This window comes from Leptolyngbya sp. FACHB-541 (assembly GCF_014695875.1).
GTDB lineage: Bacteria > Cyanobacteriota > Cyanobacteriia > Elainellales > Elainellaceae > JAAUTN01.
The window spans coordinates 61,354-74,227 of record NZ_JACJPC010000146.1 but is presented as its reverse complement, the minus strand read 5'-3'; the positions used below and the strand labels follow the sequence as shown (position 1 = coordinate 74,227).

Here is a 12,874-nt window from a genome sequence, read left to right as displayed (position 1 = left end):
ATGATCCCAAGGTTATTTCTCAGATGCCGTCTCAGCCTTTTGATCAATCTGGGCATAGTAAACTCCAGCAAAAACCGCAAAGGCGTAGATCAGAGTACCGATGGTGTAAACAAAGTTGCCGAAAGGCTGTGCTTTAGCCAAAGAACTCGTGTGCAATAGCAGGTAGTGCCAGTCGTGATAGCTGATTTCACCACCCAGCAGCGGCAAAATTCGATCTTGAGCATCTTTGATGTAGATGGAGACATCCCAGAAATTTTCTCCAGCCCAGCAAAGGGCGATCGCACTGGCATAGCGTTGTTGAGTGTAGAAAAAATAGCCGCAGATGCCCGCAGGTACCAAAATCTGCATCAGCGATCCCCCTAAAACGTAGATGAACCGCCCAAAGGGACTGAACAGAACGTGCCCCGCTTCATGAAAAATCAGGTTGACCCCATGCAGAAACATCATGATGCCGTTGTTAGCTATCAGAAAGCCATCAACCGTGTAGTCTGAAGCGCTAAACAGCCCATGGAATGCCAGAGCTGAAACGAACCCCAGCTTTAGATAGTTAAACTTGAACGTCCACTCCATCGGGGGTTGGGCAGGCTGTTGAGCAGAAAGGGGCTGACCAGCCCTGGACTTGAGCAAATTTGAAACGGGGATCGCTTCTGTTGTGGGCGGATTGACTACTCCCTCCGTGGGTACCTGCCGCGAAAACTCCTCAGTCCAGCCTGGAGAATCTGATTCAGTCCGTTTTCCAAAAACCTGAACGTCTGCAATCAAATTTGTGCTGAATCCGGCTAATTCTCGCTCAACCAGCGTTACTGCGGCTCTTTGATTGGGAGTTTGGTCAGAACTTAAATAAACGGATAGATGAGCATTTTGTAGCTGAGCTTTGATTTCAACCGTTTGGTGAGCTAAAGCACGGCTGAGAAGAACGGCGATCGCCTCTTCATCGCCCTGTTTTGCTAATCCCTTGAGCAGACCTAGCCGATTGGCAGAACACTGGTCAGCCCACACCGGAAGCTGGTCTTGCTGGCAGGCATAAACCTGAACTGACTTGACCAGCGGAATCTGTAAATGCAGCAAGGCGCGATAGATCTGTTTGAGACAAGTCGTCTGATCAGGAATCTCAGCCGCCTCTAGCATGATTCGCAGACAGCCATCCGTCAGGCTTACTTTTGTGGCGATCGCTTCAGTCCGAAGCGCTTTTTCAATGAAAGTGGCGATCGCCTGCTCATTCCCCTGCTTAGCAAGATGCAAGTTGGGTTGTGTCATACACCCAAAGCTTTAAAGTATAAAACCTAACTATAGCCTCAAGTAAATTGAAGGACACCAACCTACTTTCTGCCCCTTGTAGCCTGCCCTTCAGCTTGAGTAATGATTAGTTAAAAAAAGCGTTCAAAACTTTGCACATTGAAAAAGTAATTCAGGATCAAGTCAGTTTGTAGTCTGCAAAACCGTAAAGAGTGTAAAAAAAACCTCTTTTTAAGCAAAATCCTGTCAGCCTGTAGGTAGACTTCATTGCAGTGCGTTTTGACTCATCAGGGTTTTAATTCAGCGCTAAATAAATCAGGTTACTTGGCGATCGCAAAACTAGTTCAAGTCGTGCCAAACAACCAGCCTGACTCACACAATCCGGTTTTGATGAGAGAAGTCTAACGAAGCACAGAGAGTATTGAGAGCAAAAAAGATATGGTGAACGACAGTTCTGTAACGCCTGCTAACAGATTAGGCGCAAGATTACCGCTTCCCCTCAAACGCTTAGCGGATTTGGCTTACAACTATTGGTGGAGCTGGACAAGCGATCGAATCTCCCTATTTCAAAACATCGACCCAGAGGAATGGCAGCGTTGCGGTCATAACCCCGTTGCTCTGCTAGAAACTGTTTCCTACGATCGCCTCACCCAAGTTGCTGAAGACCCTACCTATCTCAAGCGACTGCAAACCCTGGCTGCTCAGCTTGACCAATACATGTCAGAGCGCAACACCTGGGCTAATCGAGTCGCGCCCCAGATTTCTCAAGAACATCCCGTAGCCTATTTTTGCGCCGAGTTTGGGCTGCATGAGTCGCTGCCCATCTACTCAGGCGGTCTAGGCATTCTGGCTGGGGATCACCTCAAATCCGCCGCTGACCTGGGCGTACCACTGGTAGGATTAGGGCTGCTTTATCGTCAGGGCTACTTTCGGCAACGGCTGAGCCGCAGCGGTTGGCAGGAAGACTATTACATAGATAACCAGTTTGAGAAACTGCCCCTGGAGCTAATGCTCAATGACCAGGGATCAGCCATCACGATTGAGCTACAGGTTCGCCAGCGACTCGTTAGAGCGCAAATTTGGCGGGTGCAGGTGGGGCGCGTCAGCCTTTACCTGTTAGATACCGACCGAGAAGACAATGATCCGATTGATCGCTGGCTTACTGGACACCTCTATGGTGGCAACCAGGAAACCCGGATCGCCCAAGAAGTGCTACTGGGGATCGGCGGTGTCCGGGCACTACAAGCTCTGGGAATCGAGCCTTCGGTTTATCACTTGAATGAAGGACATGCTGCTTTTTGCTTGCTGGAAGTGGCAAAGCTGGAGATTCAGCGCACAGGCAAATCCTTTTATGATGTGGAAGCATCGGTGCGCGATCGCTCCATCTTCACCACCCATACGCCTGTTCCTGCGGGGCATGATGTATTCTCCGCCGACCTGATCGACTCCTACTTTGCTCACTACTGGGCAGAGTTGGGGCTTTCCCGCGAACAGTTCCTGGCACTGGGCGCACGGCGTTTAGGCGATCCCTGGGAACCGTTTGGCATGACTGTTCTAGCACTGCGCCTGACTCGCGCTGCCAACGGTGTCAGCGAACTGCATGGTCAAGTATCGCGCAAGATGTGGACGATTCTCTATCCCGATCGCCCTGAAGACAAAGTCCCCATTAGCCACATCACAAATGGCGTTCACGCCCGCACCTGGACAGCTCCTTTGCTGGCTGATCTTTACGCCCAATACATGGGAGAGGATTGGTCTAGCCATGTCGTCGATCCACAAATGTGGGCAAAGGTAGATCAAGTGCCGGATGAGGAACTGTGGCATCGCCACCAGATTCTCAAAGACCGCCTAGTCGCTCATACCCGCTTCAAGATCAAACACGCACGACAACTGCGAGGTGAAGATCACGGGCTAATCCAGGCAACCAATCAACTGCTTGATCCCAAAGTGCTGACGATTGGCTTTGCCCGTCGATTTAGCCCCTACAAGCGCGGAGCCTTACTGCTGCGCGACTTTGAACGGGCAATTCGCTTATTTGGCAACCCAGAGCGTCCGATTCAAATTGTCTTTTCGGGCAAAGCACATCCCGCCGACGAGGAAGGCAAGCGCATCATTCAACGACTGATGGAATGGTGCAAACATCCTGCCCTGCAAAACCGAGTCGCGTTTGTAGAAGACTACGACATTTTCACCGCCCAAAAGCTGGTGCAGGGAGTTGATGTTTGGCTAAACAATCCTCGTCGTCCGCTAGAAGCATCTGGCACCAGCGGTCAGAAAGTTTGCTTTAACGGCGGCATCAATTGCAGTGTGTTAGACGGCTGGTGGTGTGAAGGCTACCAGGCAGACGCAAATGGCAAGGGCATTAACGGATGGGCGATCGGCGAAGATGCTAACACCAGCGATCAGGACTTGCAGGATCAAATCGATTCTGAGTCTCTGTATCAGTTGATGGAGCAGGAAATTGTGCCGCTCTACTATGACCAGGATGAGAACGGCGTTCCGCACGGCTGGGTGCAGATGATGAAAGCCTCCATTCGCACGAATGCACCTGTGTTCAACACCGATCGCATGATTGCCGATTACGTAGCCAAGATGTACGCACCCGGTGCGCCGATTCACATGGAGCCAATTTTAGCCAGCGTTCCTTCCTAGAGACGTTTCAACGTAGGGTTATTTTTGTAGGGACAACATCTAAATGTAATGTTGTCCCTATTTTTTGTCCCTGTTTTTTATAGTGCTAGTCGTACCACTTCCAAAAATTAGAGCTATAGACTGAAGGGCACCCTGCTTGATGGGGTGCCCTTCAGTCTATAGCTTGTTTTTGTAGAAATGGTATCACCCTGGAAGTTAGGACAAAGAAGGGAGATAGGACAAAGCCCTACCTCCCTTCTTTGTCCTAAGCTATATAGCTGCAGCCACAATGCAAAAGCCGTCCTACACCGAGGTTGAAGCCGGGATTGCTTTCTCAGGCAAAACAGACTGTTCTGTCGGAGCATTTTTCTCCAGCACTAATTTCGATCGCTTAACCATCTCCGGAATTTGCACGGGGTAATCACCCGTAAAGCAAGCTGAGCAAAAGCTTTCCTTGTCTTGTTCAGTCGCTTCTAACATTCCATCCCACGTCAGATAGGCTAAGGAATCTACACCAATCTGTTCACGAATTTCCTCTACCGATTTGGTTGCAGCAATCAGCTGATCCTGACTATCTGTATCGATGCCATAAAAGCAAGGATGAGTCACGGGTGGGGAAGAAATTCGCATGTGAACTTCGAGCGCCCCAGCTTCACGCAACGCTTTCACAATTTTGCGGCTAGTGGTACCCCGAACGAGCGAATCATCCACGATCAGAATTCGCTTACCGACCAACACATCCTTAAGCGGATTTAGCTTCATCCGAATGCCAGACTCTCTCATACTCTGGGTGGGCTGAATGAAGGTCCTTCCGACGTAGCGGTTTTTGATTAATCCTTCTGCGTAGGGAATCTTGGATTCTTGTGAAAAACCGATCGCTGCCGGAATTCCAGAGTCAGGCACTCCCAGGATCATATCGACATCGGCAGGAGATTCGATCGCCAGTTGTTTACCCAACCGCAACCGGTAGCTGTAAAGGCTTTCATCATTTACAACGCTATCGGGGCGGGCAAAGTAGATCATTTCAAAAATGCATAGCTTACGCTTGACCTTGGGTGCCCAATGGAAAGAAGCTAGCCCTTGCTCGGTGATCCACACCAATTCTCCTGGCTCAACGTCACGCAAATATTCTGCGCCAATAATATCTAGCCCACAGGTTTCTGAAGACAAAACATAGCGCTGAGGAGCCTCTGATTCAGGATCATTCAGGGTGCCAATCACCAGCGGACGAATGCCGTTGGGGTCGCGCACACCCATAATGCCGTCTGGGGTAGCGATCGCCAGACTAAATGCTCCCTGACAGCGGTTAAAAGCACTGATCGAGCCTTCTAGCCAGTCTTTTCCCGCGTTAACCTCTTCAGCGATCGCAAAGGCAATCATTTCTGAGTCGGTCGTGGTGATCAGGTTGAACTTAGATCTCAGCAACTCTTCTCGCAGGGCTGGTGTATTGACCAAATTGCCGTTGTGAGCCAGCGCCAATGAACCCAGCCGAGTCTCCACCACGGCGGGTTGAGCATTCACAACTCGACTAGAGCCAGTCGTGGAGTAGCGAGTATGCCCTACAGCCAAATCCCCAGGCAAATCGCCCAGAGTCGTTTCGTTAAATACCTGAGAAACTAATCCCATATCCTTGTGCAGATGCACGCGATCGCCTTCAAACGTGGCAATCCCAGCAGATTCTTGTCCACGATGCTGAAGCGCGTACAGCCCAAAATAAGTCAACTTCGCAACATCTTCACCAGGTGCATAAACACCAAACACGCCGCAAGCTTCTTCCGGTTTGTCCGGTCGGGTCAAATCAGCAGAAGTAGCAATGGATAAGTCAGAATCTTCACCCGAAGATAGACGATCAGCAGGATTAGGCATCATGCGAGGAATTGGCTCCTGGTTGAGTTAGCGAGTTTGTTGAATACTAAATAAATGTTACGAGATGTAACTATCCCTGGTAGTGAAGAAATGAATTAGTGTTTACAAATTAACGTTTCCTTAACAATCCCATAGATTAACGGTAACGTAAACAGCTTTTGGTTAACCATTCATATCTGTTTCACTAGGCTTACATTGATGCAGAAAAGAGTTGAAATGTTATGCGCCGTGAACACTCTACCTACCAAGAATTTTTCCAGCTCAATGCTAGAGGTCTGCATTATCAGTAAATGCCAATTCTCATACTGCGTTGCCCAGAAACCTTTGCTGAGGCTGATCAGGTCGTTAAACGCCGCTCGATAGCATTGAGCCAGCGATCGCCCATCTCTTCAATCCTAGCGTTGATTAAGTTGGAACCGTCCGCCATTACCTGGAGAGTTGTTCCGCTGACTTGCCCAATTTGCTGCCAGTTCCGATCCAAATTCTTGGTTAAATAGGATTCCCACTCTGCTTTGTGAATCGCTGAAACAGAAATCACAATTCTCGCGCCACCTTCTCCAAACAGCAGGGTATCCCAGCGATGGAGAGTTTCAGCATCACCAACAGACAGGCGAACGTCGGCTCCAAGACGACCGCTGATGCAAGACTCAGCAAGGGCGATCGCCAACCCACCTTCTGCGCAATCGTGGGCTGACTTCACCCACCCCTGACTAATTCCCTCCCGGCAAGCCGTCTGTACCTGCCGCTCCAGCGCAAAATCTACAGCAGGTGGCATCCCTGCAACGGTATTGTGAATTGCCGCCAGATATTCCGAACCACCCAGAGTGACCCCAGAATCTGAATTCACAGGTACCCCCAACAGATAGATCAAATCTCCTTCTGCCTGCCATCCCTGTCCACAAATTTTGCTCAGATCAGGAATGAGCCCTACCATGCCGACAACAGGCGTGGGATAAATCGCCTGAGGCTTGCCCTCTGAATCGAGCGTTTCGTTATAAAGCGAAACATTTCCTCCGGTTACAGGGGTAGCAAATTCGCGGCAGGCTTCGGCTAATCCCCGGCAGGCTTCAGCTAGCTGCCAATAGCCAATGGGCTTCTCAGGACTACCAAAGTTGAGATTGTCGGTCACCGCTAACGGCTCTGCACCTACACAGCTTAAATTTCGGGCTGCTTCAGCAACGGCGGCTTTCGCCCCCTCATAGGGGTGCAGGTAGACGTAGCGGGCATTGCAATCTACGGTTGCAGCAACACCGGTCTGGAAGGATGAAGGATGAGAGGGGAGGGATGAGGAGCCATTTTCAGGAATCGCTTTGCTCCCTTCTAGCGGTTCTTGAGGGCGAATGCGGATAACGGCAGCATCGGCACCACCAGGAAGGAGAACAGTATTGTTTTGTACTTGGTGATCGTATTGGTGATAGACCCAGCGCTTGGAAGCGATCGTCGGCGTTTCTAGTAGCTGGAATAACACTTCAGTCCAGCTCAGAGAATTTTGGGCTGTGGATGAGTCGGCGATCGCAATTCCCTTTATTGAACACGCTGGCAGTGATGCCTCGCTCCACATCCAGGCTTGACGAGCATAATCTGGCGGCTCTGCCAGCAATTCTCGATGGTAAATGGGCGTATTGTCTGCCAAAGCGGTTGCCGGAATTTCAGCTGCGACCTCCCCTTCAAACAAAATCCGCACAATCGGCTCAGCGATTACAGTTCCAGCCACAACAGCTTGGAGTCCCCAGCGCTGAAAAATCTCAATTAGCTCCTGCTCTCGCCCTTTGTGAGCAACAAACAGCATTCGCTCCTGAGACTCAGACAGCAAATATTCATACGGCACCATTCCCGTTTCCCGGACAGGAATTTGGTCGAGGTCAAGCTCAATGCCTACCCCCCCTTTTGCCGCCATCTCTGAAGTAGAGCAGGTAATTCCAGCCGCACCCATATCCTGAGCAGCGACAACTGCTCCAGTCTTAAATGCCTCCAAGCAGGCTTCAATCAGAGATTTTTCCAAAAATGGATCGCCAACTTGAACAGCGGGGCGATCTGCTTCAGATTCGTCACTCAATTCAGCACTGGCAAAGCTGGCTCCACCCATGCCATCTCGCCCGGTTGTAGAACCCACATAGAGAACCGGATTACCAACGCCCGACGCACCCGATTTGACAATCTCAGCCGTTTCCATTAGCCCCAGCGCCATTGCGTTGACGAGCGGATTGCCTGAATAGGCTGGGTCAAAATACACCTCTCCGCCGACCGTTGGCACTCCAACGCAGTTGCCATAATGAGCAATACCCGAAACCACACCTGAAAAGAGTCTGCGGGTTCTACTGTCTGCCAAATCGCCAAATCGGAGTGAGTTGAGGATGGCGATCGGACGTGCCCCCATCGTAAAAATGTCGCGGAGAATGCCGCCAACCCCCGTTGCAGCACCTTGAAATGGCTCGACAGCGGAAGGGTGGTTATGAGATTCGATCTTGAAGGTCAGTTGCAGTCCATTTCCTAAATCCACTACGCCTGCATTCTCACCTGGACCAACCAAGATACGTGGCCCTTCTGTCGGAAATTGCTTGAGCAGGGGTCGTGAGTTCTTGTAGCAGCAGTGTTCTGACCACATCACGCCAAACATGCCCAGTTCGGCGCGATTTGGGTGTCGTCCTAGACGAGCTACAATTTCCTCGTATTCTTCCGGCTTCAGCCCCTCCGCAGCAATTTCCTGAGGTGAGGGCAAAGGCGAGACAGCAGACATAAGCACCTCAAGATAAATCAGGTATCAATTCTATAGCAGTTAATTGAACTTCCGGAATCATGAGATTAATTGATGATTAACTGGACTGGGTAGAAAGGCAAATCTGCCCTATTCTCAGGAGAGCCATCTGACGTGCAGATAGGCTCGTTTCGCTCTGTCCAGCTCCATCAATCAATATTTAGGATGTTTGCTCAATATTTAGGATGTTTGCTCAATATTTAGGATATTTGCTTAAGGTGTAGCTGTTGCGATTGTCAATTTTTTATACGACGAGGAACTAGTGTGTTTGAGTTTAGTCAGGATTAGGTTAGCCTAGCTCACCCGAAATTCCAGTAGTTGGAGCAAAGTCAGAAATAGTCAGAATAAGTATTAGAAAAGGTAAGGCTATCTCTACTTCTTACTTATTCATACTTACAAGGCACTAATCAGCAGCTAGCTTGAAAGAGCAATTTAGGTAGAGATTATTAACGTGTTCCTAACGCCTTTAGGCACTGATTTAGAATCAGAATGAACTTTTGGGCAAGCTAAGCACTGAGATTGATCCTAGATCTCTGAAACAAGATTTCTAGAATACCCCCTCTAAGACAAAACCTCTAAGAGACTTGCTGAAATGACTGTAGTTCTAAAAGTTGGGGATCGCTCTATTGAAGCTGAAGAACTCCTGTCGCTGTTAGCAGGCTACCAAATGCTGCCACAGTTTCTTCAGGAACTTCTCATCGAACAGGCGATCGCTCGCATCACCTGCACTGACGAAGAGAAGACCACTGCTTGCGAACAGTTTTACGCCCAAAACCAGATTAATTCTGAAGAAGCGCTAAAAGCGTGGTTAGGGCGTTATGGCATGACCCAGGAACAGCTAGAAGCCTTAGCAACCCGAGGGTTGAGGGTCGAGAAGTTTAAGCAAGCGACTTGGGGTCCAAAGCTAGAATCCTATTTTTTGACGCGTAAAGGACAGCTTGACCGAGTCATTTACTCCCTGATTCGTACTCAAGATTTGGGAATCGCTCAAGAGCTTTACTTTCGAGTGTTAGAGGGAGAACAATCCTTTGCCGAATTGGCCCGTGATTACTCACAAGGTCCAGAAGCTCAAACAGACGGCATGATCGGACCGGTAGAGCTAAGTGTGCCTCACCCAACGCTTGCCCAAATGCTCTCAGTTAGCCAACCCGGTCAACTGTGGGCACCAACGCGAGTAGGCGAGTGGCTAGTGATTGTCCGGCTAGAGAAATTTATCCCCGCCCAGCTAGACGACCCGATGCGTCGCCGTTTGTTGAACGAATGCTTTACCACCTGGCTGCAAGAGCAGCTAGCTCAGTTAGGTTCCCTTTCCTCCGGTTCTTCGTCCCCCAGCGATAACGCAACTCCTGTTGCCCCATGACTTATACCAAAACCTCCGTTCAAGAATTTCTCTCGACCGTTACCCCGTTTGACAAGCTGCCGCCCTTTGAGCTTGGGGTACTGGCGAGCCAGTTTCAACTCCTGCGCTATCGAATGGGGCAGGCAATTCTGGTACGCGATAAGATGCCAGCCCAGGTTGCCATTCTCTATCAAGGTCAGGCTCGTTCACTAGCCTATGATCCCCGCACTCAGCGCCCGGTCACCCTGGAACTGGCGCAGCCTGGAGCAGTTCTGGGCTGGGTTGGGTTGGTGCGCGGCGTACCTTGTGAGACGGCGATCGCCTCCGTTGAAACGATTTGCCTGACACTACCTGCTGCAAATTTTCTGGCCCTGATAGAAGAGCAGCCGATCGTCGCTGCCTATTTCCAGACGCAGTGTCAATCCGTTGAAGCCTTTGACCTACTCGGGGCAGAACTGCATCGCCAGGCAAATGGCGATACCATCCTCAAAGATCTGACTCTAAAAGTATTGCCGGATGCTGCCGTGACTAATTTGCCTCCGGGAATCACTCCCTGGAGCCAGTTGGGTAATAACCGGCTCTGGTTAGTCAGCGGCGGTGGGGCGATCGCGGGTTTCCCGATTGGCAGCCGTCTTGAACCCGAGGACAACCTCTCTTACGTTGAGGTGACAGGTTCTGAACCCGCACGGATTGTTGGCTTCCAGCACTTTGACGAATTGCTAACTGACTCTAGCATCCCTCAAGAGATCAACGTCGAAGCCATCATCACCGAAGAACTAGAGATTCCTTACGCGCCCGATCGCCCGCAAGAAGCGGACCCCCACATTAGATCCAACAGCACTAAACCCTTACAACCAGACAAATATCCTTTTGTGCGAGGGCGTGGCCCACTCGACAGTACGATGGCTTGCCTGCAAATGGTCAGCCGTCATCTCAACATTCCTTTCCGTAAGGATGTGATTCAGCGCGTATTGGTTAGCCAGGTAGAGCGAACCGGCAGTCTTTCACTCGATCTGTGTGGCGCAGTTGCAGAATTAATGGGGCTGAATGCTCAGCTTGTGACCGCACCTGCAAGTGCGATCGGTCGTCTCGAACCCCCAGCCTTATTTCAGTGGCAGGACAGTTATGCCCTACTCTACGCGGCAAGCGAACGAGAATTAGTGATTGCGGTGCCAGAAATTGGCATTATTCGGCGCAAACCCAGCGACTTTGCTGAAACCTGGGGAGAACAGGGTCAGATCCTGCTGCTCAAACCCACCAAGCAAACACCCCAGCAGCGGTTTAGCTTGAAATGGTTTTTGCCCTCGCTCTACAAGCATCGTAAAGTCCTGCTGGAAGTGTTTATTGCTTCCTTCTTTGTGCAGCTTTTTGCTTTAGCAAACCCGCTGATGATTCAGGTGATCATCGACAAGGTGATCGTGCAAAACAGCGTCGATACGCTTCAGGTGTTGGGGGTCTTCCTGCTAGTTTTGGCAGTGTTTGAGGCAGTTCTCACCAGTCTGCGAACCTACCTGTTTGTTGATACAACGAACCGGATTGACATGACACTCGGTTCTGAGATCATCGACCACCTGCTGCGTTTACCCCTGCGTTATTTTGAACGGCGACCTGTAGGTGAACTGGCAACTCGGATCAACGAGCTAGAAAACATTCGCCAATTCCTTACCGGAACGGCTTTAACGGTGGTGCTAGATGCCGTCTTCTCGGTGATTTACATCGTCGTCATGTTTATCTACAGCTGGCTGCTCTCGCTGGTGTCGCTGGCAACCATTCCACTATTTGTCTTGCTGGCGATGGTGGCTTCGCCGCTGATTCGGCAGCAGCTTCGGGTGAAGGCAGAGCGAAACGCTGAAACGCAGTCCTACCTAGTGGAGGTGGTGTCAGGCATTCAGACGGTGAAGGCGCAAAATATGGAGTTGCGATCGCGCTGGCAGTGGCAACAGCGTTATGCCCGTTACGTCAGTGCTGGCTTCAAAACCGTCCTCACTTCAACTACTGCCGGATCAACTAGTAACTTCCTCAACCAACTGTCGGGACTGCTGGTGCTGTGGGTAGGGGCTTACCTGGTCCTTCAGGGAGAACTCACCCTCGGTCAATTGATTGCTTTCCGCATCATCGCTGGATACGTTACCAGCCCTCTGTTGCGACTAGCGCAACTCTGGCAAAACTTCCAGGAAACGGCTTTATCTTTGGAACGCTTAAGCGACATCGTAGATGCAGCTCCCGAAGCGAATGAAGTCGATCGCCTGAACATTCCCATGCCTGCAATCAAGGGAGCGGTTGAGTTTGATGATGTTTCTTTCCGGTTTGGTCCCAGTGGTCCGCTCCAGCTTTGCAACGTCAAGGTAGAGTTTCCAGCAGGCGTGTTTGTCGGTGTGGTCGGGCAGAGCGGTTCCGGTAAAAGCACCTTGATGAAACTTTTGCCTCGTCTCTATGACCTTGAATCAGGTCGGATCATGATCGACGGGTATGACATCAGCAAAGTGGAACTTTACTCGCTCAGACGGCAAATCGGTATCGTGCCGCAGGATACGCTGCTGTTTGACGGCTCGGTTCAGGAAAACATTGCCCTGACCTGCCCAGATGCCTCAGCCGAAGAAATTATCGAAGCTGCCAAGGTTGCCGCTGCCCACGAATTTATCATGAGTCTACCGAATGGCTACAACACCCGCGTCGGAGAACGGGGCTCGGCACTATCGGGTGGACAGCGACAGCGAATTGCGATCGCCCGTACCGTCTTGCAAAACCCACGCATGCTGATTTTAGACGAAGCGACCAGCGCTCTAGACTACGACTCCGAGCGTCGAGTCTGCCTGAACCTAGCGGAAGCTTTCCGAGGACGCACAGTTTTCTTCATTACCCACCGTCTCACCACAATCAAAAATGCCGACAACATCCTACTCATGGATAAAGGGGCGGTCGTCGAATTGGGCACCCATGATGAACTGATGGCACTGAAAGGACGCTATTACTGTCTCTATCAACAGCAAGAAGCTGAGCTTTAATCGTCTGCCCTTCACCTTCTATTCCTCATACTCCAGCCTTTA

At 50.6% G+C, this 12,874-nt stretch carries 6 protein-coding genes; 3 read left to right on the top strand and 3 right to left on the bottom strand.

Annotated elements, in window-relative coordinates; translation table 11 throughout:
* Positions 1-12: 12 nt before the first annotated feature.
* Positions 13-1,257 carry a hypothetical protein gene (locus H6G00_RS32310; protein ID WP_190799872.1) on the bottom strand — a complete coding sequence of 415 codons (1,245 nt, stop codon included), beginning with the start codon at positions 1,255-1,257 and terminating at the stop codon, positions 13-15.
* A gap of 417 nt (positions 1,258-1,674) precedes the next feature.
* Here H6G00_RS32310 and glgP point away from each other — a divergent pair, with 417 nt between their 5' ends.
* A complete protein-coding gene (gene glgP, locus H6G00_RS32305) occupies positions 1,675-3,888 on the top strand; it encodes an alpha-glucan family phosphorylase (RefSeq protein ID WP_190799871.1) in 2,214 nt (737 codons plus the stop codon).
* Between the two features lie 282 nt (positions 3,889-4,170).
* Here glgP and purF read toward each other — a convergent pair whose 3' ends face one another.
* On the bottom strand, positions 4,171-5,736 hold the full coding sequence (gene purF / locus H6G00_RS32300; RefSeq protein ID WP_190799870.1) for an amidophosphoribosyltransferase: 1,566 nt from the start codon (positions 5,734-5,736) through the stop codon (positions 4,171-4,173).
* A 334-nt stretch (positions 5,737-6,070) separates the two neighbouring features.
* A complete protein-coding gene (purL, locus tag H6G00_RS32295) occupies positions 6,071-8,470 on the bottom strand; it encodes a phosphoribosylformylglycinamidine synthase subunit PurL (protein WP_190799869.1) in 2,400 nt (799 codons plus the stop codon).
* 610 nt (positions 8,471-9,080) lie between these two features.
* Between purL and H6G00_RS32290 the strand changes: the two genes are divergently transcribed.
* Together H6G00_RS32290 and H6G00_RS32285 are read left to right on the top strand one after the other, a co-directional pair.
* Positions 9,081-9,848 (top strand): peptidylprolyl isomerase, encoded by a 768-nt coding sequence (locus tag H6G00_RS32290; protein WP_190642623.1) that lies wholly within the window; start codon positions 9,081-9,083, stop codon positions 9,846-9,848.
* A complete protein-coding gene (locus H6G00_RS32285) occupies positions 9,845-12,832 on the top strand; it encodes a type I secretion system permease/ATPase (protein ID WP_190686814.1) in 2,988 nt (995 codons plus the stop codon). The genes H6G00_RS32290 and H6G00_RS32285 overlap by 4 nt, the downstream gene beginning before the upstream one ends.
* Positions 12,833-12,874: the final 42 nt, after the last annotated feature.

Coding starts and splice junctions, on each gene's coding strand:
- H6G00_RS32290 (WP_190642623.1), top strand. CDS start 9,081: ATGACTGTAGTTCTAAAAGTTGGGGATCGCTCTATTGAAGCTGAAGAA.
- H6G00_RS32285 (WP_190686814.1), top strand. CDS start 9,845: ATGACTTATACCAAAACCTCCGTTCAAGAATTTCTCTCGACCGTTACC.
- purL (WP_190799869.1), bottom strand. CDS start 8,470: ATGTCTGCTGTCTCGCCTTTGCCCTCACCTCAGGAAATTGCTGCGGAG.
- purF (WP_190799870.1), bottom strand. CDS start 5,736: ATGATGCCTAATCCTGCTGATCGTCTATCTTCGGGTGAAGATTCTGAC.
- glgP (WP_190799871.1), top strand. CDS start 1,675: ATGGTGAACGACAGTTCTGTAACGCCTGCTAACAGATTAGGCGCAAGA.
- H6G00_RS32310 (WP_190799872.1), bottom strand. CDS start 1,257: ATGACACAACCCAACTTGCATCTTGCTAAGCAGGGGAATGAGCAGGCG.